This is a genomic window from Pseudomonas sp. 8AS (assembly GCF_902506505.1).
Taxonomy (GTDB): Bacteria; Pseudomonadota; Gammaproteobacteria; order Pseudomonadales; family Pseudomonadaceae; genus Aquipseudomonas.
In genome coordinates this window covers 1518417-1541419 of sequence record NZ_LR733406.1, presented here as the reverse complement: position 1 = coordinate 1541419, position 23003 = coordinate 1518417, and the positions used below count along the sequence as shown (strand labels likewise).

Below are 23003 nucleotides of genomic sequence, written 5' to 3'. Positions count from 1 at the left end.
GGGTGACGCCGGGCCGGCTCACTGGCCGGCAGTCAGGGTGCTGTAGCTGGTGATCAGGTTGCGGTAATCGGGAATGTGGTTGGAGAACAGCGCGCCCAGCCCCTCAATATCGTTGCGCCAGTCGCGGTGCAGTTCGCAGGCCACGCCGAACCAGGTCATCAGCTGCGCCCCGGCGGCGGACATGCGCTCCCAGGCGCTCTGGCGGGTGATCTCGTTGAAGGTGCCGGAGGCATCGGTGACAACGAACACCTCGAAGCCTTCGGCGATGGCCGACAGGGCCGGGAAGGCGACGCAGACCTCAGTGACCACCCCGGCGATGATCAGCTGGCGCTTGCCGGTGGCCTTGACCGCCTTGACGAAGTCCTCGTTGTCCCAGGCGTTGATCTGCCCGGGGCGGGCGATATAGGGCGCGCCGGGGAACTGCGCCTGGAGCTCGGGAACCAACGGGCCGTTGGGGCCGCTCTCGAAGCTGGTGGTGAGGATGGTCGGCAGGTTGAAATACTTGGCCAGGTCGCCGAGCGCCAGCACGTTGTTCTTGAACCTGTCCGGGTCGATATCGCGTACCAGCGACAGCAGGCCGGCCTGGTGATCGACCAGCAGAACGGCGGCGTCATTCTTGTCGAGGCGCTTGTAGGGGGTACTCATGATGGTTCTCCTTGCAGTGGGAGGGCGTCACGGGGCGCAAACACGGCGATGCCGGACCTTCCAGACTAGGCCGCGCCGGCGCCGCCGACTGACCGTTGGTCGGCCACGCCCGGTGCCCGCGCCAGCCCGGAGCACCCTGATCGTCGAATATCGACCAGACGGTCATGCACTGCGGATTCCCTGACTACTATGAATCCGATGCCTAAATCCTATTGGCCCGGTCGCCACCCAGAATCCAAGCTGGACTGACCACTCAGGTGAAGACAACAACAGGAGAGAACCATGTCCAACGATGCGAAATGCCCATTTTCCGGCGGTGCAGGCGCGGTCGCCGGCGGCCAGTCGAATGCGGACTGGTGGCCCAACCAGCTCAACCTGAAGATCCTCCACCAGCATTCGTCCCTGTCCGACCCCATGGGTGAGGACTTCAACTACGCCGAGGAATTCAAGACCCTCGACCTGGACGCCGTGGTCAAGGACCTTACCGCCCTGATGACCGACTCCCAGGACTGGTGGCCAGCCGACTGGGGCCACTACGGCGGCCTGATGATCCGCATGGCCTGGCACGCCGCCGGCACCTACCGCATCGCCGACGGCCGCGGCGGCGCCGGCACCGGCAACCAGCGCTTCGCCCCGCTCAACAGCTGGCCGGACAACGGCAACCTGGACAAGGCCCGCCGCCTGCTGTGGCCGATCAAGCAGAAGTACGGGCGCAAGCTGTCCTGGGCCGACCTGTTTGTCCTCGCCGGCAACGTCGCCCTGGAGTCCATGGGCTTCAAGACCTTCGGCTTCGGCGGCGGACGCAAGGACATCTGGGCGCCGGAAGAAGACACCTACTGGGGCGCGGAAACCCAGTGGCTGGCCACCAGCGACCAGCCCAACAGCCGCTACTCCGGCGACCGCCAGCTGGCCAACCCGCTGGCCGCCGTGCAGATGGGCCTGATCTACGTCAACCCCCAAGGCCCGGACGGCAACCCGGACCCGCTGGCCTCCGGCCGCGACGTGCGCGAGACCTTCGCCCGCATGGCCATGAACGACGAAGAAACCGTGGCCCTGACCGCCGGCGGCCACACCTTCGGCAAGGCCCACGGCGCCGGCGATGCGGCCCTGGTCGGGCCGGAGCCGGAAGCCGCGCCGATCGAGGAACAGGGCCTGGGCTGGATCAGCAAGTTCGGCAGCGGCAAGGGCGCAGACGCCATCACCAGCGGCATCGAGGGCGCCTGGAAACCCAACCCGACCAAATGGGACATGGGCTACTTCGACATGCTGTTCGGCTACGAGTGGGAGCTGACCAAGAGCCCGGCCGGTGCCCACCAGTGGGTGGCCAAGGACGTCAAGCCGGAGCACATGATTCCCGACGCCCACGACCCGTCGAAGAAACACCCGCCGATGATGACCACCGCCGACCTGTCGCTGCGCATGGACCCGGCCTACGAGAAGATCGCGCGGCGCTACCACCAGAACCCGCAGGAGTTCGCCGACGCCTTCGCCCGCGCCTGGTTCAAGCTGACCCATCGAGACATGGGCCCGCGTGCCCGCTACCTGGGCAAGCTGGTGCCCAAGGAAGAGCTGATCTGGCAGGACCCGGTGCCCGCCGTGGATCACCCGCTGGTCGATGCCCAGGACATCGCCGCCCTGAAAGCCAAGCTCCTCGCCAGCGGCCTGTCCATCGCCCAGCTGGTCAACACCGCCTGGGCCTCGGCTGCCACCTTCCGCGGCAGCGACAAGCGCGGCGGCGCCAACGGCGCGCGCATTCGCCTGGCGCCGCAGAAGGACTGGGAAGTCAACCAGCCGGCCGAACTGGCCAAGGTGCTCGCGGCGCTGGAGGCGGTGCAGAAGGACTTCAACGCCTCGGCAGCCGGTGGCAAGAAAGTCTCGCTGGCCGACCTGATCGTCCTCGGCGGCTGCGCGGCGGTCGAAGCGGCGGCGAAGAAGGCCGGCGTCAGCGTCACGGTGCCCTTCACCCCGGGGCGCACGGACGCCTCCCAGGCGCAGACCGACGTCGACTCGTTCGCCGTGCTGGAACCACAGGCCGATGGCTTCCGCAACTACGCCCGCAAGGGGCTGGAAAGCATGGTGGCCGAGCTGCTGATCGACAAGGCTCAGTTGCTGACCCTGACGGCACCGGAAATGACCGTGCTGATCGGCGGCCTGCGCGTTCTCAACGCCAATGCCGGGCAGTCCAAACACGGCGTGTTCACCCAGCGCCCGGAGACACTGAGCAACGACTTCTTCGTCAACCTGCTCGACATGGGCACCAAGTGGCAGAAGTCGGCCAGCGCCGAAGGCGTGCTGGAAGGCCGTGAGCGCAAGAGCGGCGACCTGAAGTGGACCGGCACGGTGGTCGATCTGGTGTTCGGCTCCAACTCGCAGCTGCGTGCCCTCGCCGAGGTCTACGCCACCAGCGACGCCCCGGCGAAGTTCGTCAACGACTTCGTCGCGGCCTGGGACAAGGTGATGAACCTGGATCGTTTCGATCTGGGCTGATTGCCCGAGCCAGCTGTCGGCTAGCCAGCCGCCGATGCGCCGCCGCCATCCAGTCGGATTTCCCGACCGGGTGGCGGCGGCGCATTTTTTCAGCCGCGGGCAACCATCAGCAACAGCGGCAACGCCTGCCCATCCGGGCTCAGGACAGCTTCACGTTCATGGTGATCTGCGCAGTAAACACCTGCTTGCCATCGGCGTCGGTGATGACCACCGGCACGACCTTGTCTCCCTCGCTGGCCCAGTCCAGCGCCGCGCCATCGGCGACCGCGGTCACGCTGCTCTTGGCCTTGGCCTGGTACTCGACCGTCATGCCCTTGGGAATCCAGCGCGCGCCGCTGGGAATGGACACGTTGGTCATCATCCCGGCGGCCAGTTCGGCGGCATTGCACATGGCGATCGCATGCACGCTGCCCAGGTGGTTAGTGATCTCGCGGCTGAAGGGCACCTGGACCGTGGCATGGCCTTCACGCAGCTCGGAGACCAGCGGGTTGATGCTGCTGAAATAGGGTGCCATCTGGCAGGCCATCTTGCTGAACGCTTCCGGGCCTGCGCTGGTGAACATGTTGAGAACCTGACTCATGGTTATGCCTCACGGGAATGCTGGAAATTAAACAGAATATTATTCTGTTAAAGAACAATATTCTGTATCGAGAGCCCACGTCAAGCCGAGCACGGCTTACCCCCGGGCGGCCGTCTGCCTTACCATGGGATTTTTGCCTCGTGTCGAGCATGGAAACGTCAGACCTACTAGAGCGTTGCTACCCCGGAAGAAGGGCCGAGCTCAAACGCAGCATCCTTGGAAAGGCGCTTGCCTGCTTCAACGAGCAGGGCATCGAAGCCACCACCATCGAGATGATCCGCGCCGCCTGCGAGACCAGCGTGGGCGCCATCTACCACCACTTCGGCAACAAGGAAGGCCTGGTGGCGGCGCTGTTCCTCACCGCCCTGGATGACCAGGCCGAGCTGCGCGAGCGCTACCTGAACCAGGCCGCGAGCACCCGGGAAGGCGTGCTCGCCCTGGTGCACAGCTATGTGGACTGGGTCGACAGCCAGCCGGACTGGGCGCGCTTCCAGTTCCACGCGCGCTTTGCCGTGACCAAGGGACCGTTCAAGGACGAGCTGGCCGCGCGCAACAGGACGCGCAACCGGCAGTTGCTGGAGTGGCTGGGCGCGCCGGGGCGCAGCGACGAGCTGCAACACCTGCCCGTCGAGCTGATCCCCTCGCTGATCATCGGCCCGGCCGAAAGCTATTGCCGGGCCTGGCTCTCCGGCCGGGTGCGCAACCGGCCAACGGCCTACCGCGATGCGCTGGCCGAAGCCGCCTGGCGCTCGCTCGCCGCAGATTGAGCGGGCGAGGCTCACCCGCACACGGAAGGGCCGCCCTCAGGGCGCGCCGAACAGCATCGTCCAGTAGATGCCCGCGGCGCTGCGCGGTTGCGCCGCATAGGCCGCCCCCACCTGGGTGAAGCGCGGGTTCATCAGGTTGGCGCAATGCCCGGGGCTGGCCAGCCAGCCCGCCAGCGCCTGGCTTGGCGAGCCCTGCCCGGCGGCGATGTTCTCGCCGATCTGCCGGCCGCGGTAGCCGGCGGCCCGCGCCCGATCCGCCGGCGAATCGCCGTCGGGGTCCTGGTGGGCGAAGTAGCTGGCACTGGCCATCGCCCGGCTGTGTTCCTGCGCCGCCGCCCCCAGGGCGGCATTCCAGGCCAGCGGCCGGGTGGCGGCGAAGCGCCGCCGGCCACACTGGCGCGGCTGCGCCCGAGCCGCGTTGACCTGGCTGAGCAGGGCCTTGCCCGCTGCCCGCCAATCGCCCAATTGCTCGGCGAACTGGGGTTTCGCCAGCACCACCCGCCACTCATGCCCGCGCCGGCTGACGCCGATATCGGCGAACTGCGGGTCGAGCAGGGCCGCACAGTAACTGCTGCGCAACCGGGCAAAGGCGGCCTGGGCATCCGCCGCCCCGCCCAGGCGGATGGTGCGCGCCGCCAGCGCCGGATAGCCGGCCGCCTTCAGGGTCTCCCGCAAGCGGCCGGCATAGCCGACCGGCAAGGCCAGGCTCGCCTTCAGCTGCAACGGTGCCAGCGCGCGGACCTGGCGGTTCTCGCAGCGCCGGGGCTGGCCCCGGTAGTCATTGATGGCCGCCAGCAGCTGCCGCTCGCCGCCGGCCTGGACGGGAGCGGCGAGCAGCGGCAGCAGGGGCAACAGGCAGAGCGCAACGAAACGGGAGGTGCGGGCGGCTTGGGACATGAACGGCAAACGACTCGGCAGGACTGACGACGGCAGAGGCGCCTGCTGGCGGCCTCCTGATGCCGGGGTGAGACTGCCGGGCGCCTGCAAGGTTCACCGGCCGAGCAGAGCCGTTCAGCCCCCAGCCGAAACGACGATGCCGGGCGCCCCTGCGCAGGCGGGCGCCCGGCCGCGCTCAGTCGGCAACCGCCTGGATGCGGATGCCTTGCCGCTCGACGCGCTGCCCCAGGGCGAAGCGGGCGTTGGGCGAGCGGATGACCGCGCGCTCGCCCGCCTGGTTTTCGACCTCGTACGCCGGCTCGCTGAGCCCCGTCTCCTGCTGCACCGCGCGCCCGGCAAAGAAGCCGGCCCCGGCGCCGACCAGGGCACCGACCGGACCTCCGGCGGCACCGCCCAGCATCAGGCCGCTGAGCGAGCCGACCGCCGCACCGGCAGTGTTATCGGTGGTCTCGCGGACCACCTGGTCGGCAAAGGAGAACGAAGCGCAGGTAAGGCTCAGGCACAGAACAATCAGCTTGGACGACTTCATGGTGACTCCAGGGAAAGTGGATTTAACTCACCCAGAACAAACCACTAATCGTGCCAGCAACGAAATTGATAAAAATCAATTACTTGAATCGAGCATGAGTCACTATGACCGTGGAACTACCGTGTTGATTTGACCAAATCGGAGTCAATATGACCAACACCCCACTGCTGCAGGCCATGCTCCCGCTGCTCGACGACCTGACCCGCGAGCTGCCGGACAACGAACGCTTCCAGCGCCTGCTCGCCGCCCTGCTCGAACTGGTGCCGTGCGACGCCATCGCCCTGCTGCGCCTGGAGCAGGACCACCTGGTGCCGCTGGCCGTCAGCGGGCTCAGCGCCGACGCCCTGGGCCGCCGCTTCAAGGTCGACGAACACCCGCGCCTGGCCGCCCTGCTCGAACAGCGCGGAGCGACCCGCTTTGCCGCCGACTGCGAGCTGCCCGACCCTTACGACGGCCTGGTCGAATGCCGCCACGGCCGGCTCGAGGTGCATGACTGCCTGGGCTGCCCGCTGTTCATCAACGAGCGGCCCTGGGGCCTGCTGACCCTGGACTCGCTGGACCCGTCGCGCTTCGGCCAGATCGCCCTGGACAACCTGGAGACCGTGGCGCGCCTGGCCGCCGCCACGGTACAGGCCGGCGAACGGATGAACAGCCTGTCGCGCCGCCTGGAAAACGAGGCCCACCTGACCGAAAGCTATCGCCTCGCCGCCGGGCAGCGACAGCCGGCGCAGATCATCGGTCAGAGCGCGGTGACCCAGCGCCTGCTGGGCGAAATCGCCCTGGTCGCCGGCAGCGATCTGACCGTCCTGATCGGCGGCGAGACCGGGGTCGGCAAGGAGCTGGTGGCCCAGGCCCTGCACCGCCAGTCGCCGCGGGCCGAGCGCCCGCTGATCAGCCTGAACTGCGCCGCCCTGCCCGAGACCCTGGTCGAGAGCGAGCTGTTCGGCCACGTCCGCGGCGCCTTTTCCGGCGCGGTCAGCGAGCGCGCGGGCAAGTTCGAGATAGCCAACGGCAGCACCCTGTTTCTCGACGAAGTGGGCGAGCTGCCATTGCCGGTGCAAGCCAAGCTGCTGCGCGTGCTGCAGAGCGGGCACCTGCAGCGGGTCGGCTCCGACCGGGAGCACCAGGTCGATGTGCGCATCCTCGCGGCCAGCAACCGCGACCTCGCCGAGGAAGTGCGCGCCGGGCGTTTCCGCGCCGACCTCTACCACCGCCTCAGCGTCTACCCGCTGCACGTACCGCCCCTGCGCGAACGCGGTCGCGACATCCTGCTGCTGGCCGGCAATTTCCTGGAACAGAACCGCCCCCGCCTGCGCCTGCGTGGCCTGCGCCTGAGCCGGGAGGCCCAGGCGGCGCTGCTCGACTACGACTGGCCGGGCAACGTGCGCGAACTCGAACACCTGATCGGCCGCGCCGCACTCAAGGCCCTGTCCCGCCATCCGGAACGCCCGCGGATACTGTCGATCGCCGTGGAGGATCTGGACCTGCCGGCCAGCTCAAGCGCGGTGCAGGCGGAGCTGCCCGTCGAGCGCAGCGCGAAGCAGCCGGGGCTGCGCCAGGCCTGCGAGCACTTCCAGCGCCAGCTGATCGGCGCCGCCCTAGAACGCCACCAGGGCAACTGGACCGCCGCCGCGCGCGAGCTGGAGCTGGACCGGGCCAACCTCAGCCGCCTGGCGGCCCGCCTTGGCCTGAAGTGATGCGGCGGCGCAGCGGGGAAAGCCGGGAACCTCTACCTGCAGAAGGTGCGCAAACAAGCTGCTCGTTTTTGCTGGCCCAGGCATGCTGGTCTAACCTGCAGCATCAGATGAGACGCCTTGTGATCACGTTGCAGCCGCGATGCTCGTGCACTCCACGCAGAGCGGACGGCAGCAGCGATGCCCGCTAACCGATCAAACGACGCTGCGGCGTTTAGGTTCAATCTGGCGAGGAGGGGAAGCGATGAAGATATTGCGAATGGGCATGCTGGCATTGATAGCATGCCTGGTAACGCTATCGAGCCTTGCCCAGGCCGACGAGGTGCCCCTGATCACTGGCGAGCACTGGATGGAATCATCGGAACAACTCAAGAAGGTTTATCTCATCGGCATCGCCAACGCGTACCAAGTGGAAGCGGCCTACCATGCATCGAAGCCGCCGGCCGACGACCAGAGCCTGATCCCTCGCTTCAGCAAGGGCTTGAAGGGGCACACGCTTGACTCCGTGCGCGAGGGGCTCAACCGATGGTACGCCGCCAATCCCGACCAAGTGAAACGCCCCGTCATCGAGACCATCTGGTTCGAGATGGTCTTGCCCGGCCTTCAATAGAGCAGGTAGCGGAAATGAACATGAAGCGATTTCTATCGTTTGCCGCAATCCTCACCGTAGCGGGGGTGATCGGCTGCACCTCGATGACTCCTCAGCAGCAGGGAACCTTTAGCGGCGCGGCCATCGGTGCTGCGGCCGGCGCCGGCATTGCCGCAATTTCCGGCGGCAATGGATGGACCGGAGCGGCGATTGGCGCCGTCGCCGGTGGAGTTGTCGGCAACATCAAAGGCAGCAAGCAGAAGTAAGCGGGCCAATCCGCGCTATACGTCGGCCGATCTGGTCGGCGTGCTGGTGCTTGAGGCTTTGCCTTGGAGCTGCAGGAGTTAGGGATACACCCGCGGCCCACGCGCGGGGACAGGGCATGCCGCGTGCGAAGGGCTTGCAGAACGATTCGGCCACTACGAGCCTACGATGTCCGTGATCGATGCCCTCGACGAATTTCAGGGCAGACAGTGACCGAGGCTTGTTCTGCTTGAACTGGGTACGGCCCCGTATGCCAATGCCCCCAGGTGCTCGCTGAAAAACGAACCCCGTCTAAGAAGACGGGGTTCGTCAGCAGCCTGATCGCCCATAAGGGCGGTTTTCCATGCTGGCCTGGCGTTCAGCCGCGTTCCAGTTCTTCCTGTTTGGCCAGGAATTCCTCTTGCAGCAGGGCATCGGTGAGCAGTGGCTCGCCCGGAGCTTCGATGCGGCCGGTGGAGACCACCTTGTTCTCCAGGCGACCGGCCAGGTGTTCCAGGGCGTGGCGCATCTTCTCCACGGCGCCGTCTACGGCGATGCCCATTTCCTCGGATTTGTGGGTGACGGAAATCGGCTGGTGGCCTTTCGGGCGGGCCTCGATGTGGCAGCGCTTGTCGTCGGCGCCGGCCTTGTGTGCGTTTTCGTCGCTGATATGGACGACCACTCGGGTCAGGAACTCGTCGAACAGATCGAGTTTGTCCAATACGGCGGAGCTGACCCACTCCTGAAGCCGAGCACTGCCTTCGATCTGGTTAGTGTGCACTTGAACTTGCATAGGGCTTCCTCGTTTTACTGGGTGTTGTTTCGAGGTGGTGCGGCCGCTGAGGTTCAGGCTGGTGCAACGTCTCCCATGGTGATGCCTGCTGCTGCGGGGAAATGCAGCGTAGAAGCCTGAGCACTTCAGATGCGCTGTCGACTTCCAATCCCCCGGCAGTGCCACACAACATCGAATCAGCTCTGGCTCTTGGGCCAAGGCTGGTTGAATTCAGTCCTTGCCTAAGTCTTACTACAGTCGCGCCGGCCAGGCAAACACTGCGTGCTATTACCCTGGTCGCGACTGTGTCGGCAGATTGCCGCCCCTACTCGCCCGGCCCCGCGCCCCGCAGGTTGGCCAGCACCCGCTCGGCGTTTTCCGTGCACGGCATGCCTTCCGGTTTGCTCTCGATGCCGGCGATGATGCCCAGCAGTTGCGCCTTGTTCTGCGCCAGGCGCTGCTGCATGGCCTCGATCTCGCCGACCTTGCGCCGCAGACTGGCCAGCAGTTCGTCGTGGGCCCAGCCCTGCTGCTCGCTGCCCGGCAGCAGGCGGCGGATCTCCTCCAGACTGAAACCGGACTGCTGGGCGCAGGCGATCAGGCCGAGGGTCTGCACCGTCTGTTCCGCATAGCTGCGGTAGCCATTGGCCTGGCGCTGGGCGGCGATCAGCCCGCTGGCCTCGTAGAAGCGGATACGCGAGGGCGCCAGGCCGGTGCGGCTGGCCAGTTCACCGATCTTCATTTTGTCTGCTCCGGGTATTGACCTTGAAGTTGACTTTAACCTTAGGCTTGCTCCACCTGCTACCCCGGAGTCCGCCATGACCGCCTTCCAAGCCCTGCAACTGCCCAACGGCACCTCCCTCCCCAACCGCATCGCCAAGGCGGCGATGGAAGAGAACCTGGCCGACGCCAGCCAGGGCCCTTCCGCCGAGCTGCTGCGCCTGTACCAGGCCTGGGCCGAGGGTGGTGCCGGGCTGCTGCTGACCGGCAACGTGATGGTCGACCGCCGCGCCATGACCGGCCCCGGCGGCGTGGTGCTGGAAGACGAGCGCCAGCTGGACAAGTTCCGCGAGTGGGCGCGCATCGGCCGCGCCCAAGGCGCGCAGTTCTGGATGCAGATCAACCACCCCGGCCGGCAGATGCAGGCCAACCTCGGCCAGCAGACCGTCGCGCCCTCGGCCGTGGCACTGGAGCTGGGCGGCCTGTCGAAGATGTTCCCGCTGCCCAAGGCGCTCGACGACGAGGAGATCGGCGGGCTGATCCAGCGCTTCGCGCGCACCGCACATCTGGCCGAACAGGCCGGTTTCAGCGGCGTGCAGATCCACGCCGCGCACGGTTACCTGCTCAGCCAGTTCCTCTCGCCGCTGAGCAATCAGCGCACGGACAGCTGGGGCGGCCCGCTGGAGAACCGCGCGCGCCTGCTGCTGGAGGTGGTCAAGGCGGTGCGCGCCGTGGTGGCGCCGGGCTTCTGCGTGGCGGTCAAGCTCAACTCGGCGGACTTCCAGCGCGGCGGCTTCGACGCCGCCGACGCCAAGCGCGTGGTGCAGATGCTCGGCGAGCTGCGGGTCGACCTGGTCGAGCTGTCCGGCGGCAGCTACGAGGCGCCGGCCATGCAGGGTGATGCCCGCGACGGCCGCACCCTGGCGCGCGAGGCCTACTTCCTCGAATTCGCCGGGGAGATCGCCGCTGTGGCGAAGATGCCGCTGATGGTCACCGGCGGCATCCGTCGCCTGCCGGTGGTCGAGCAGGTGCTGGCCAGTGGCGTGGCCATGGCCGGCATCGCCACCGCCCTGGCCATCGAACCGAACCTGCCGCGCCGCTGGCAGACCGGCGAACAGCGGGCCAGCGCCGAGCTGGCGCCGATCCGCTGGAGGCACAAGGCCCTGGCTTCGCTGGCCTACATGGCCATGGTGAAGTTCCAGATGCGCCGCCTCAGTCGTGGCGGCCAGCCCAAGCCGAACGTGTCGCCGCTGCGCGCACTGCTCGCGGAACAGCTGAAAACCGCACGACGCACGCGCCTGTACAAGCGCCTGATGGCTGCCGGCTAAGCCGGCAGATGCCCGGTCTTGACCCAGATCAGGCAGCCTGCATCGCTGAACGGCGTGTGTTCGGACAAGTGCGGACTGCGCAGCCAGCTGCCGGCCGGGTAGTCGCCGAACTCGTCCTGGAAGGTGCCTTCGAGCACCAGGATTTCCTCGCCGCCCCAGTGCCGATGACGGTTGAAGCGCGTACCCGGCGCCCAGCGCACCAGCGCCACGTGCTCGCTGCCATGCTGATGCAGCGGCAGTACCTGCAGCCCCGGCACCAGCCCCGGTAGCCAGGCGGCCGAGTGACTGTCGATCACCACCGGCTGCCGGTCATCGGCGGCGAACTGCATGAGTTTGACGAAGATGGTGCAGCCTTCCCGGCTGAACGGTGCGTGATGGCTGCCGATTGGGTTGCGCACGTAGGTCCCGGCCGGGTAGTCGCCGCGCTCGTCGGAGAACACCCCGTCCAGCACCAGGAATTCCTCGCCCCCCGGATGCCGGTGTTCACTGAAATGCGAAGCGGCGGCATAGCGCACGATGGAGGTGGCCCGCGCCAGCTCCTCGCCGATGCGGTCGAGCATGATGCGCTCCACCCCGGGCATCGGCGATGGCACCCAGGGGCTTTCACCGGGACGGATAACGGCGCGTTGGCTGAAGTCGGCGTTGAGCTGCATGGGCGCTGGAAACCTGAAGTTGATGGATCGCGCAGGAGCATTTTGCCGGCACGGATCAATCCGCCCCCACCCAAGGCTCCTGCCTCATGTTAACGCCAGATCGCCAAATGCAAAGGGCCCGGCATGCCGGGCCCTCGGGGCTCATTGCGCGACCTGGTAGCGCTGCAGCCAGTGCGCATAAGGCGCCGGCAGGACCCAGGTGGGCCGCTCGACCCCCAGTTGCTGCGCCGCCTGCAACGGCCAGTGCGGATTGGCCAGGTGGGCGCGGCCGACCATCACCAGATCCATCTGTTCCTCGGCCACCACGCGCTCGGCATTGGCCGGCGCATCGATGCCCCAGGACGACGCCACCGGCAGTTCCGCCTCGCGGCGTACGCGCTCGGCGACCGACGCCAGGAAGGCCGGGCCCCAGGGGATGCTGGTCTCGCCGATGGTGAAGCCGACGCTGACGCTGAGCAGGTCCAGGCCGCCACGGCGCATGGCCTTGGCCAGTTCGATGGACTCGGCCAGGGTCGCCTCGTCGCGACCGTCATACTCGATCACGCCGAAACGCGCCGTCAGCGGCAGGTTAGCCGGCCACACTTCGCGCACCGCCGCCAGGGTTTCCAGGAGGAAACGGCTGCGCCCGGCGAAGTCGCCACCGTAGGCATCGTCACGCCGGTTGGAGTGTGCGCTGAAGAAGCTCTGCGCCAGGTAGCCGTGGGCGAAGTGCAGCTCCAGCCATTCGAAACCGGCATCGCGGGCACGGCGGGCGGCGGCGACGAAGTCGGCCTTGACCCGGGCGATGTCGTCCAGGGTCATGGCCTGCGGCACCTTGGGCAGGTGCGCGCCGAAGGCCACGGCAGAGGGGGCGATGGTCTGCCAGCCGCGCGCATCGCCCGCGGCGATATGGTCGTCGCCTTCCCAGGGACGGTTGGCACTGGCCTTGCGCCCGGCGTGGGCGATCTGGATGCCGGGCACCGCGCCACCGGCCTTGATCGCCTGGGCGATACGGGCCATGCCCTCGGCCTGCTGGTCATTCCACAGGCCGGTGCAACCGGGGCTGATGCGCCCTTCCGGGGACACTGCGGTGGCCTCGACTATCACCAGGCCGGCGCCGCCACGGGCCAGGCCGGCGTAATGGTGCAGGTGCCAGTCAGTGGTAACGCCGTCGATGGCGCTGTACTGGCACATGGGCGGTACCGCGATGCGGTTACGCAGGGTGACATCCTTGAGCTGGAACGGGGAAAACAGGGCAGACATGGTCAATCCTCACGAAAGTGAATCAGGGGCGCCCAGCGCCTCAGAACCTGCTCACGAACTCCTGACTGTCGGCCATACAGCGTTAAAAACGGCCTCGGAATGCTCATTTACAGCTCGTAAACTCCGCTTCCTCGGCCTTTTTTGCCTTGTCTGGCTCTAATTCAGAAGTTCGTAAACAGGTTCTCAGGTATTGAAAGGGGCCAGGTCGAGGGCAGCGGCGCTGCGCACCTCCACCGGCGCGGCCAGCCAGCCGCCGATCTGCTCGCGCAAGGCCTGGTAGTGGGCGCTGGCACGGTGGGCAGCCACCGCCGCTTCGTCGGCATAGAGTTCGAACAGGTCGAAAGTCGCCGCGTCATCGCCGCGTACGAACAGGTCGTAGCGCAGGTTGCCGGGCTCGCGGCGGCTGGCGGCGACCATCTGGCGCAACGCCTGTTCAAGGGCGGCGCGCTGTTCGGGCTGGGCAGTCAGGCTGGCAAACAAGGCAATCGGCATAGCGGGTTCCCTACGGCTGGAATCTGTGGGGGCATCTTAGAGAGCGAGCCGTGCGGCGATAATTCGAACGTCTTGATGACCGGTATCGATGAATTGAATAGTTCGCCTCCGAGCTCAGCTCAGTAACCAGTCATCTCCAGATAGCCGCGCCCACCGACAGTGCCACGCAGGCGCACCGGTCCTTCCCAATAGGGGAAGGTGGTGCCCATCCAGGCCTGCGGCTGCAGGGCCTCGACCTCGACATCCACGCCATGCTCCGCCACCTGCACGCGCCAGCGGGTCGGCACGCGGCGGCCGTTGTCCAGCTCGGTAGTGGCCAGCGGGCTGAGCCGGATCTGCTCGCCGCGCAGCGCCTCAGCGCGACCGTCGGCGCCGATCCAGGTGCCGGCGCGATAGGGTTGGTCCTCAGCCTGGCGCACCTGGAACAGCATCAGCTTGGCGCCGCCGTCCAGGTGCAGGGAGAACCAGTCCCAGCCCTGCTGCTCGGCGGCCAGCGGCTGGCTGCTCCATTCGCGATCGAGCCAGGCCTGGCCGCTGACCCGGTGGCGCTGGCCGCCCCGCTCGATCTCGCCGCGGACCCGGTAGAACGGCTGGCTGTAGTAATAGGAGGCCTGACCCTGGCCGGATTTCTCGCTGTAACCCTGGGCGCCATGCAGCACCAGCGGGCCATCGGCGCGCAGCTGCAGGTCGTAGCGGAAATCCTTTCCGGCGGCCTGCATCTGCAGCTGCTGCAAGTCCGCGCCGCCGGAGCTGTGCAGTGACCAATCGTCGATCCAGGCATGGAACGGCTGCGCCGCCACCCCGGCCTGGCCGATGCCACCCCGGGCCAGGCGCTCGGCGAACTGGTGGCCGAACGGCCCGCTCAGGCCGGCATGGCCCAGCCACAGGTTGGGGCTGTCCCAGCCGGCCTGCTCGGCGCCGGGGCGCAGCGCCGAGCGGAACAGCGTCCACTGCACGCCCCAGTCGCGGCCCTGCTCGTCAGTCAGGTTGGCGGTGACGTACCACCACTCGATGCGATAGCCGTGGTGGGCGCCGTGGTCGGCCGGGAACTGCAGCGCCCGACCCGGCTCGACCGGGACGAAACCTTCCACCGCCTGGCCAAGTCCGGCGAAACCGGCACTCGGCGCGGGCGCCTCATCGCAACCGCCGAGCAGCACAGCGGCCAGCAGCAACAGCGTCCTAGCGTTCATCGGCGAATTGCCTCAAAAGGTCGGCCGGCTGACGGCGCGCCAGTTGCCACAGCGGCCCGGCAGCGGCCAGCAGGCTGGTGAACAGGCCGAGCAGGCCCAACTGCAATAGTTGGACGGGGAACACATGCAGCGGCAGGCGCCAGCCGAAGGCCTGCACATTGACCACCGCCACCAGGCACCAGGCCAGCAGCAAGCCCAACGGCATGGCCAGCAGCACGGTGAGGCTGGCCAGCAGCAGCGTCTGCCCCAGGCTCAGCCAGGCCAGGCGTACACGCCCCAGGCCTAGGGCCCAGAGCGGCGCCAGCTGGCCCAGGCGGCTCTGGCCGAGAGTCAGCAGGCTGATGAACAGCGCCACGCCGGCCACGCCGAGGGTCAGGCTGTTGAGCGCAGCGGTAGCGGCGAAGGTGCGCTCGAACACCCGGGTCGACCAGCGCTTGAGCGAGGCCTGGTCGATCAGCCGGCTGCCATCCAGATCAAAACGTTGCTCCAGCTCGGCCTTGAGCGGGGCGACCTGTGCGGCCGGCAGGCGCAGGCTGAGGTTGCCCAGGCTGGCGTCCGGCCAGTGGCGGCGCAGCCAGGCGGCGCTCAGCAGCAGATGGCCCTTGGGGTTGCCGTAGTCGGCATACAGGCCGAGTACCGGCAGGCGTTGGTCTCCATCCGCCGCGGGCAGCACCAGCGAATCACCCAGGCGCAGTTTGAGCCGGCGTGCCAGTTGCTCGCTGAGCAGCACGCCCTGCCCCGCCGCCAGCTGCGTCCAGGCGTCGGCCTGCTGTTCCAGCAGCGGCCAGTGCTGGCGGTAGCTGGGGTGATCGACGATGCCCTGCAGCTGCGCCGGCCAGCCCTGCAGGCGCAGCTCGACCCGCCAGTTCGGCAGGGTCGTGATGCCCGGCTGCGTATCGAGCCAGGCGCTGATCTGCTCGGCCTGGGCCGTGTCGCGCGGAGCCAGGTACAGCTCGGCGGACAGGCGCTGGTCGAGCCAACCGCTGAAGGTCCGGCGAAAGCCCTCGGTCATGCTGCCCACCCCGACGCTGGCCGCCAGCGCCAGCAGCAGGGCCATCAGCGCCAGGGCCAGGGCCGGCAGCTGCTGGCGGCTGTCGGCGACAAACCATTCACTCAACGGCCCGCGACAACGCCGGGCGAGCAGCGCCAGGGCGCCATCCAGCAAGGCCGGCAGCAGCAGCGCCGCGGCCAGCAACAAAGCGGCGAGCAGGGCGAAGGCAGTCAGCAGGCTGTCGCCGAAACGCCAGCAGGCCAGCGCCAGCACCAGCAGCCCGGCCGCCAACCAGGCCTGGCGCCGCAGCCACAGGCCCTGGGCCAGGCGCCAGGCCTGCGGCTGGGCCAGCGCCAGCAACGGCAGGTTGGCCGCACGCAGCAGGCTGCTGGCGCCGGCGAGCAAGGCACCGAGCAGGCTGATGGCCAGCCCGGCCAGCCACCACTGCGGCGCCAGGCTCAGCTGGCCGGCCACTTCGGCGCCATACAGGCCGCGCAGGCTGGCGGCGACATCGGCCAGCAACAGGCTGGCCAGCCCATAACCGCTGGCCACCCCGGCCAGGCCGCTGAGCAGGGCGAACAGCCCCAGTTCAATGGCCAGCGCGCCGAGCAGGCCGCCCAGGCTGACGCCACAGGCGCGCAGGGTGCGCAGCAGGCCACGGCGCTGTTCCAGGGCCAGGCCGATGGCGGCATGCACGATGAACAGGCCGACGATGAAGGCCAGCAGGCCGAGGGCCGTGAGGTTGAGGTGGAAGCTCTCGGTGAGGCGCTGCAGGTCGTCGCCGGCCGCGGCCGGTTGCAGCTGCAGCACGGCCTGTAGTTCGTCGGGCAGCGCGCGGGTGGCGAAGTCCGCCGGCAGCAGCAAGCGCGACAGTTGCTCCGGCGCCTGCAGCAAGCGCTGGGCCTGGCCGATATCGACCACGATCACCCCCGGTGCCAGTTGCTCCTGCACCTGCAGCGGCGGCAAACGCTGGCCGTCCGCCGTGAGCGCCTGTTCGCCCACGCGCAAACCTAGGCGTTGCAAGGTGTCGGCGGCAATCCAGGCCTGACCCGGACTGCCGAGGAAGCTGGCGATATCCAGGTCATCGGCGGGGCGCCCGCCCACCTCGCTTCCCTGCGGCAGGCTCAGCGGCTCGATGCCGAGCAGCTGCACGCTCAGCGGTTCCTCGCCGGCGAAACGCAGGCGCCCTTCCAGCAGCGGCGACACCGGCCAGCCGCTGCGGCGCAGCTGCACATAGGCGGCCTGGGCGAAGCGCGGGCCCTGCCGTGCCACCAGCTGCGCCTGCGCCGGGCCGGCCAGCACGGCGCTGGCGCGGGCATAGTCGGCGCGCGCCTGGCTATTCAGCGCCTGCACCCCGGTCCACAGCGCCGTGGCCAGCCACAGGCCGGTGAGGATGCTGAAGAACTGCAGCGGATGGCGGCGCCAGTGGCTGAGCAGCGCCTGCAGGCTGATGCGCAGCATGCTCGTCAGGCCTCCTGCGCCGCCGCGACCCGGCCCAGGTGCAGGTACAGGCGGTATTCCAAGCGCTCGGCCAGGCGCGCGCTGTGGGTGACCATCAGCAGGCTGCTGCCGGCCTCGCCGACCAGTTGCAGGAGCAGCTCGAGCACCGCCTCGCTGCTCGCCTCGTCCAGGCTGCCGGTGGGTTCGTCGGCCAGCACCAAGGGCGGGCGGGCGGCCAGTGCCCGGCCGATGGCCACACGCTGCTGCTGGCCACCGGAGAGCTGTTCCGGGTAGCGCTGCAGCAGCGGCGTCAGGCCCAGGCGCTCGGCCAGGTAAGCGACCCAGGCCGGATCATGACGGCCGGCCAGGCGTGCCTGGAAAGCCAGGTTGGCCGCCACGCCGAGGCTGCTGATCAGGTTGTACTGCTGGAACACCAGGCCGATGCCTTCGCGGCGCCAGCGCGCCAGCTCGGCCTCGCGGCGCCCGTCCAGCGGCACGCCATCGACCAGGATGCGCCCGCTGTCGGGCCGCTCCAGGCCGGCGACCAGGTGCAGCAGGGTGCTCTTGCCGCTGCCCGACTCGCCCATCAGCGCCAGGCTGCTGCCAGCGGGCAACTGCAGATCGACCCCGCGCAGCACCGCCAGGCTGCCCTGGGCGGTGGCGAACGACTTGTGCAGGTTCTCGACTATCAGCCTCAACGGCACGGCCTCCTCGCGATGTAGTACCAGCAATCCCCTACACAGCGTAGGAGCGGCTTGAGCCGCGAACCAGGCGCGCACGCAGCGGAGAAGCCATGGCGGGCCATGAGCGGACTTTGCGCCGCCATGGACCAGCCGCATGCCGGCTGCCGTGCGCGGATCGACCAAGGCCACGCGGCAATTGGTTATGATGGCGCCCTTGTCAGGGCGGACCAGCGCCGCCCGTTTCACTCAGCACCAGCCCTTCACAAGGACGACATCATGACCGGCACATTTGCCCGTACCGCCCTCCTCGGCCTCGGCCTGGCCCTGCTCGCCGCCTGCGCCGGCAACCCGGACAAACCCCGCGAACCCGCTGCCGCCAAGGTGACCGCGAACAGCGAGCCGAGCGCCGACTTCGACAGCCGCTGCGATGCCGACCCGATCCACGACCTGATCGGCAAGACCCTCGACAACCAGCTGGCCAGCGAGGCCCGTGACCAGGCCGACGCCCGCTTCCTGCGCATCACCCGGCCGAACCAGCCGGTGACCATGGACTACAACCCGCAGCGCCTGAACATCGACATCGACAATGCCGGGGTGGTCCTGCAGGTCAGCTGCGGCTGAGCCCGCGCCTTACACCACGGGCGTGCCGGGCACGGCGCGCCAGCCGCGCAGGTGCCGCCCCGGCGCCTCGCGCAAGCGAAACCGGCGCTCATCCTCAACACGCCCTTGGCAGGCGCGACCGCGCCGGGCGGCTTCTCGCCTGCCTCTGCATGGCGCCGAGACCGGCAACTTCTTCGCCGCGAGGCGCTTCCAAGCCGCGCATATGCCGTTATGATCGTCGGCGAGAGTGACCGATGATTTGCCCATGAAGGGCCGGTGGCGAACGGCGCGTATAGCCGCGCCAGACCGCGACCCGCCACAACAACAAGACCTAGAGCACGGGGCGAGAGGGACACGCGTGAAGGAGTTGCTGATAGCAGCGCTATTGCTGTTGCCCGCCGGTTTCGCCACGGCCCGCGACTGGCAGGTCTACACCCACAGCCTGGGCGAACAGGCCTACTTCGCCGACGGCAACCTGCACGGCAAGGAACATGCGGGCAAGCGCGCCTTCTACCTGGAGCTGGTGCACCGCCTGCTGGCCGAACTGGGCCAGCCCGCGCCGATCAGCGAGGTGCCCCTGGCGCGCGGCCTGGTGCTGATGGAAAAGCAGCCATACGTGGTGCTGTTCAACCTCAGCCGCACGCCGGAGCGCATCGATCTGGCGCACTGGATCGGGCCGACCCTGCAGGAAACCGACTACCTCTACGAAAGCCGCCGCGCGCCCACTGGCATCCGCAGCCTGGCCGAGGCCCGCGACCTGCCGGTGTGCATCCTCAACGGCAGCGTCCACGATGAACTGTTGACCAGGCAGGGCTTCCGCCAGCTCAAGCGCCATGCCTCCTACGCCGGCTGTTTCCGCATGCTGGCCGCCGGCCGGGTGAAGTTGGTGGCCTCGGCCGACGCCGGCCTGGCGCAGAAGCTGCACGAGGCCGCGGTCGCCAGCGAGGAGATCCAGGCCAGCGCGGTCAGCCTTGGCCAGGATCAGGGCTATATCGCCCTGTCGAAAAGCACTCCGCCGAGCGAGGTGGCACGCTGGCAGGCAGCCCTCGACAAGATCCGCGGCAACGGCCAGTACCAGGCCCTGTACCGGCGCTACGCGCAATAGTCAGCCGATCATGACCAGTCCAGCTTTAGCCGGCTGTCGAAGCTGCGCTCGACGCCGCTGAGCGGGTCGATGAAGCGCAGGGCCTGGGCCAGCAGCTTGAGCGGGCGGCTGTAGTCGTCCGCCGCATCGCGCGCATCGAGCAGCTCGGGATAGAAGCTGTCGTTGCAGATGCCGGCGCCGAGCGCCGCCATATGCACGCGCAGCTGGTGCTTCTTGCCGGTCACGGGAAACAGGCGGTAGCGCCACAGCTCGCCATTGCGTTCGATGACTTCGATGCGGGTCTCGGTATTCGCTTCGCCCACACCTTCCTGCATGCGGAAGAACGGCTCGCTGGCGACCAGGCGGGTGGCGCGTTGCAGGGGGAACTGCAGTTCGGGCAAGGCCGGGGCGATGGCTTCGTAGCGCTTGTCGATGCGCCGCTCGCGGAACAGCGCCTGGTAGGCGCCACGGCTCTGCGGGTTGGCAGAGAACAGCACCAGCCCGGCGGTGTGCCGGTCGATGCGGTGCAGCGGCACCAGGTGCGGATTTCCCAGGCGCCGGGTCAGGCGCGCCTGCAGGGTTTCCTCGACGTATTCGCCGGCCGGCATCACCGAGAGAAAGTGCGGCTTGTCCGCCACCACCAGGTGCTCGTCCACATGCAGCACGGCTTCCTCGAAGGGGATCCGCGTTTCCGCCAACACTTCGCGGTAGTACTGCACGCGCAGGCCTTCGCGGTAGGGATGCCCGGGGCCGATCGGCTGGTGCTCGGCATCCAGCACGCGGCCGCGGGCCATGCGGTCGAGCCAGGTAGCGCGGCTGATCGCCGGGAAATGCCCGCACAGGCAGTCGAGCACGGTCGGCCAGGGGCCGGCCGGAAGGTGCAGGATGCTCGGGCGAATGCTGGGGGCGGACATGGGCGGGCTCGGCTGACAACAGGACGGCGCGCATTATTCCCCAGCCGCGCGGAAAATGCCCGGCCACCCGTCATCCGTTACAGTCAGGGCGGCAAACGCCACGCGACTGTCACTACAGCGATCACGGCGTTTACCGCAGCATGGCCCGACCTGCACACACCGGGAGCACCGCACGGATGAAAACCATCGGCCTGATCGGCGGCATGAGCTGGGAGTCGACCATTCCCTACTACCGCCATCTCAACGAGACGGTAAAGGCACGCCTGGGCGGCCTGCACTCGGCCAAGCTGGTGCTGCTGAGCGTCGACTTCCACGAGATCGAGCGCCTGCAGCAAAGCGGCGACTGGGACCAGGCCGGGCGCCTGCTGGCGGATGCGGCGCAGGCCCTGGAGCGCGCCGGTGCCGAGCTGCTGGTGCTCTGTACCAACACCATGCACAAGGTGGCGCCGGCCATCGAGCAGGCGGTGGGCATTCCCCTGCTGCATATCGCCGACCCGACCGCGGCGGCGATCCAGGCCGCCGGGCTGAACAGGGTCGGCCTGCTCGGCACCCGCTTCACCATGGAGCAGGCCTTCTACCGCGAGCGCCTGGAACAGCGCCACGGCATCCGCGTACTGATCCCCGACGCGCCACAGCGCGAGGACGTGCACCGGATCATCTACGAGGAGCTGTGCCTGGGTCAGGTGCGCGAAGAGTCGCGGGAAACCTATCGCCGCATCATCGCCAGCCTGGTGGCGCAAGGTGCGCAGGCGGTGATCCTCGGCTGCACCGAGATCGGCCTGCTGGTCGGTGCCGAGGATGCCAGCGTGCCCCTGTTCGACACCACCGCCCTGCATGCCCGGCAGGCGGCCGAATGGGCGCTGGCCGCGGGCTAGCTAGCCGATCGGCTGGACCGCGCCCTCGGCATACAGCAGGACCCGGTCACGCCCGGCGGCCTTGGCCGCATAGAGCGCCTGGTCGGCCGCCTGCACCAGTTGCTGCGGACGATCCCCCGGCTGCGGCAGCAGCACATGCACCCCGGCGCTCAGGCTCACGCGCAACCAGGGGCAGCCGGCATGCACTATGGCTTGCGCCTCGACCATCGCGCGCACCTGCTCGGCCACCTGCAAGGCGCCCCGGGCGTCGGTTTCCGGCAGCAGCAGGCAGAACTCCTCGCCGCCGTAGCGCGCCGCCAGATCGGCCGGGCGCTTCTGCCCGCCGCGGATGGCCTTGGCCACCGCGCGCAAACACTCGTCGCCGGCCGAATGACCGTAGATATCGTTGTACTGCTTGAAGTAGTCGACATCGAACAGCACCAGCGCCAGCGGCCGTTGGTAGCGCGCGGCACGGGCGATCTCGTCGTCCAGGGCACGCATCAGGCGCCGACGGTTGGCCAGGTGGGTCAGCTCGTCCTCCAGCGCCTGCTTCTCCAGGCGCAGGTTGAAGGCGCGCAGGGCATCGCGGGTGGCGCGCAACTCGACCTCGGTCCTCTGCCCGCGCTTGATCAGGCGGATCAGGTAGAAGCCGAGCAGCCAGATCAGGCTGACCAGCACGCCGAGCACCATGAGCTGGCGAGCGGTGTCGGCACGCCAGTCGGCCAGGATGTCCTCCTTGGCCAGGCCGGCGATGACCACCAGCGGGTAGCCCTGGATCTGCCGGTAGCTGAACAGGCGCTCGACCCCGTCCAGAACCGAGGCATGCATCGAGCTGCCCACCGGGCGTTGCGGCAACAGGCTCTTGAAGACCGGGCCGTTGGCAATGCTTGAGCCGATGGTCGACTCGAGGAAGGGCTTGCGCACCAGCACGGTGCCGTCGTTCAGCGCCAGGCTGATGGTGCCGTGCTCGCGGATATCGAAGGTGCCGTAGAACTGCTGGAAATAGCCGATGGACAGGGTCGCCAGGGCCACCCCGGCAAAGTTGCCCTGGGCATCCTCCAGGCGCCGTGACAGCGGAATGATCCACTCGTTGGTGGTGCGGCTGCGGATCGGCGGGCCGACATGCGGGTCGTGGTCGTCCGGATGCTCGCGGTGGAAGATGAAGTATTCGCGATCGGCATTGTTGGCGCCGGGCGGAATCGTGCCGAAGGAAGTCACCAGCCAGTTGCCATCGCGGTCATAGGCGAACAGGCCATGCAGTTCGGCCTGCTCGTAGACATGCTGGCGCATCAGGCCATTGAGGCGCTGCAACTGGGGCTCGGCGGTACCGTCGACCTGCAGGCGCTCGACCAGGTCGAGCAGCACCGTATCGGCCTTCTTCAGGGTATCGGCGGCCTGCCGCGCCAGCGCCGAGGCCAGGTTGGAGGTCTCCACCTGCGCCTCGCGCAACTGCACGTCCCGGGCCTTCCAGATCAGCCAGGCATCGGTGGCCAGCAGCGCCAGGCCGACCAGCACCACGAAGACCCGCGCCAACGGCAGCACGGCCGGTTCGAGCAGCCAGCGGCGCCATACTGGCACGGCCTTGCGCTTGACTGTCATCGCTGGCTAC

Annotated in this window: 23 protein-coding genes; 9 read left to right on the top strand and 14 right to left on the bottom strand. The window is 68.2% G+C overall.

What is annotated here, in order from left to right:
* Positions 1 to 18 precede the first annotated feature (18 nt).
* Entirely contained in the window at positions 19 to 645 is a 627-nt protein-coding gene (gene ycaC, locus GV001_RS07200; protein ID WP_160078963.1) for an isochorismate family cysteine hydrolase YcaC, read from the bottom strand.
* A gap of 282 nt (positions 646 to 927) precedes the next feature.
* Here ycaC and katG point away from each other — a divergent pair, with 282 nt between their 5' ends.
* Positions 928 to 3132, top strand: a complete 2205-nt coding sequence (katG, locus tag GV001_RS07195; protein ID WP_160078962.1) for a catalase/peroxidase HPI — start codon at positions 928 to 930, stop codon at positions 3130 to 3132.
* A 139-nt stretch (positions 3133 to 3271) separates the two neighbouring features.
* Here katG and GV001_RS07190 read toward each other — a convergent pair whose 3' ends face one another.
* Positions 3272 to 3712, bottom strand: a complete 441-nt coding sequence (locus tag GV001_RS07190; protein WP_160078961.1) for a hotdog fold domain-containing protein — start codon at positions 3710 to 3712, stop codon at positions 3272 to 3274.
* 149 nt (positions 3713 to 3861) lie between these two features.
* Here GV001_RS07190 and GV001_RS07185 point away from each other — a divergent pair, with 149 nt between their 5' ends.
* Entirely contained in the window at positions 3862 to 4479 is a 618-nt protein-coding gene (locus GV001_RS07185) for a TetR/AcrR family transcriptional regulator (RefSeq protein ID WP_160078960.1), read from the top strand.
* A gap of 36 nt (positions 4480 to 4515) precedes the next feature.
* Here GV001_RS07185 and GV001_RS07180 read toward each other — a convergent pair whose 3' ends face one another.
* Positions 4516 to 5376, bottom strand: coding sequence for a CAP domain-containing protein (locus GV001_RS07180; RefSeq protein ID WP_160078959.1), 861 nt, complete (start codon positions 5374 to 5376; stop codon positions 4516 to 4518).
* 175 nt (positions 5377 to 5551) lie between these two features.
* Positions 5552 to 5905, bottom strand: coding sequence for a YMGG-like glycine zipper-containing protein (locus tag GV001_RS07175; protein ID WP_160078958.1), 354 nt, complete (start codon positions 5903 to 5905; stop codon positions 5552 to 5554).
* 149 nt (positions 5906 to 6054) lie between these two features.
* Here GV001_RS07175 and norR point away from each other — a divergent pair, with 149 nt between their 5' ends.
* From norR to GV001_RS07160, 3 genes are all read left to right on the top strand, one after another.
* On the top strand, positions 6055 to 7602 hold the full coding sequence (norR, locus tag GV001_RS07170) for a nitric oxide reductase transcriptional regulator NorR (protein WP_160078957.1): 1548 nt from the start codon (positions 6055 to 6057) through the stop codon (positions 7600 to 7602).
* A gap of 241 nt (positions 7603 to 7843) precedes the next feature.
* A complete protein-coding gene (locus GV001_RS07165; protein ID WP_160078956.1) occupies positions 7844 to 8209 on the top strand; it encodes a hypothetical protein in 366 nt (121 codons plus the stop codon).
* 14 nt (positions 8210 to 8223) lie between these two features.
* Complete coding sequence (locus GV001_RS07160) at positions 8224 to 8454, top strand: YMGG-like glycine zipper-containing protein (RefSeq protein ID WP_256664880.1); 231 nt, start codon at positions 8224 to 8226, stop codon at positions 8452 to 8454.
* A 356-nt stretch (positions 8455 to 8810) separates the two neighbouring features.
* On the opposite strand, the gene GV001_RS07155 is transcribed toward GV001_RS07160, so the two are convergent.
* Both GV001_RS07155 and GV001_RS07150 read right to left on the bottom strand, forming a co-directional pair.
* Complete coding sequence (locus tag GV001_RS07155; protein WP_160078955.1) at positions 8811 to 9224, bottom strand: HPF/RaiA family ribosome-associated protein; 414 nt, start codon at positions 9222 to 9224, stop codon at positions 8811 to 8813.
* A 304-nt stretch (positions 9225 to 9528) separates the two neighbouring features.
* Positions 9529 to 9945 (bottom strand): MerR family transcriptional regulator, encoded by a 417-nt coding sequence (locus tag GV001_RS07150; protein WP_160078954.1) that lies wholly within the window; start codon positions 9943 to 9945, stop codon positions 9529 to 9531.
* Positions 9946 to 10021: 76 nt separating this feature from the next.
* Here GV001_RS07150 and GV001_RS07145 point away from each other — a divergent pair, with 76 nt between their 5' ends.
* Entirely contained in the window at positions 10022 to 11251 is a 1230-nt protein-coding gene (locus tag GV001_RS07145; RefSeq protein WP_160078953.1) for an NADH:flavin oxidoreductase/NADH oxidase family protein, read from the top strand.
* Here the strand turns inward: GV001_RS07145 and GV001_RS07140 are convergent.
* The 6 genes from GV001_RS07140 to GV001_RS07115 all read right to left on the bottom strand — a co-directional run bounded on the left by GV001_RS07140 (position 11248) and on the right by GV001_RS07115 (position 17957).
* Positions 11248 to 11904, bottom strand: coding sequence for a cupin domain-containing protein (locus GV001_RS07140; protein ID WP_160078952.1), 657 nt, complete (start codon positions 11902 to 11904; stop codon positions 11248 to 11250). The genes GV001_RS07145 and GV001_RS07140 overlap by 4 nt on opposite strands.
* Before the next feature lie 141 nt (positions 11905 to 12045).
* Positions 12046 to 13146, bottom strand: coding sequence for an NADH:flavin oxidoreductase/NADH oxidase (locus tag GV001_RS07135; RefSeq protein ID WP_160078951.1), 1101 nt, complete (start codon positions 13144 to 13146; stop codon positions 12046 to 12048).
* 183 nt (positions 13147 to 13329) lie between these two features.
* Positions 13330 to 13638, bottom strand: a complete 309-nt coding sequence (locus GV001_RS07130; RefSeq protein WP_160078950.1) for a putative quinol monooxygenase — start codon at positions 13636 to 13638, stop codon at positions 13330 to 13332.
* 119 nt (positions 13639 to 13757) lie between these two features.
* A complete protein-coding gene (locus GV001_RS07125; RefSeq protein WP_160078949.1) occupies positions 13758 to 14828 on the bottom strand; it encodes a lipocalin-like domain-containing protein in 1071 nt (356 codons plus the stop codon).
* Positions 14818 to 17280, bottom strand: a complete 2463-nt coding sequence (locus tag GV001_RS07120; RefSeq protein WP_160078948.1) for an ABC transporter permease — start codon at positions 17278 to 17280, stop codon at positions 14818 to 14820. The genes GV001_RS07125 and GV001_RS07120 overlap by 11 nt, the downstream gene beginning before the upstream one ends.
* Before the next feature lie 5 nt (positions 17281 to 17285).
* Complete coding sequence (locus tag GV001_RS07115; protein WP_256664987.1) at positions 17286 to 17957, bottom strand: ABC transporter ATP-binding protein; 672 nt, start codon at positions 17955 to 17957, stop codon at positions 17286 to 17288.
* Positions 17958 to 18218: 261 nt separating this feature from the next.
* Here GV001_RS07115 and GV001_RS07110 point away from each other — a divergent pair, with 261 nt between their 5' ends.
* Both GV001_RS07110 and GV001_RS07105 read left to right on the top strand, forming a co-directional pair.
* Complete coding sequence (locus tag GV001_RS07110) at positions 18219 to 18563, top strand: I78 family peptidase inhibitor (protein WP_160078946.1); 345 nt, start codon at positions 18219 to 18221, stop codon at positions 18561 to 18563.
* 337 nt (positions 18564 to 18900) lie between these two features.
* Positions 18901 to 19647 carry an ABC transporter substrate-binding protein gene (locus tag GV001_RS07105; RefSeq protein ID WP_160078945.1) on the top strand — a complete coding sequence of 249 codons (747 nt, stop codon included), beginning with the start codon at positions 18901 to 18903 and terminating at the stop codon, positions 19645 to 19647.
* A gap of 8 nt (positions 19648 to 19655) precedes the next feature.
* Here the strand turns inward: GV001_RS07105 and GV001_RS07100 are convergent, their stop codons facing one another.
* Positions 19656 to 20540 carry a pseudouridine synthase gene (locus GV001_RS07100; protein ID WP_160078944.1) on the bottom strand — a complete coding sequence of 295 codons (885 nt, stop codon included), beginning with the start codon at positions 20538 to 20540 and terminating at the stop codon, positions 19656 to 19658.
* 176 nt (positions 20541 to 20716) lie between these two features.
* Between GV001_RS07100 and GV001_RS07095 the strand changes: the two genes are divergently transcribed.
* On the top strand, positions 20717 to 21415 hold the full coding sequence (locus GV001_RS07095; RefSeq protein ID WP_160078943.1) for an aspartate/glutamate racemase family protein: 699 nt from the start codon (positions 20717 to 20719) through the stop codon (positions 21413 to 21415).
* On the opposite strand, the gene GV001_RS07090 is transcribed toward GV001_RS07095, so the two are convergent.
* Positions 21416 to 22993, bottom strand: coding sequence for a sensor domain-containing diguanylate cyclase (locus tag GV001_RS07090; RefSeq protein ID WP_160078942.1), 1578 nt, complete (start codon positions 22991 to 22993; stop codon positions 21416 to 21418).
* Positions 22994 to 23003 lie beyond the last annotated feature (10 nt).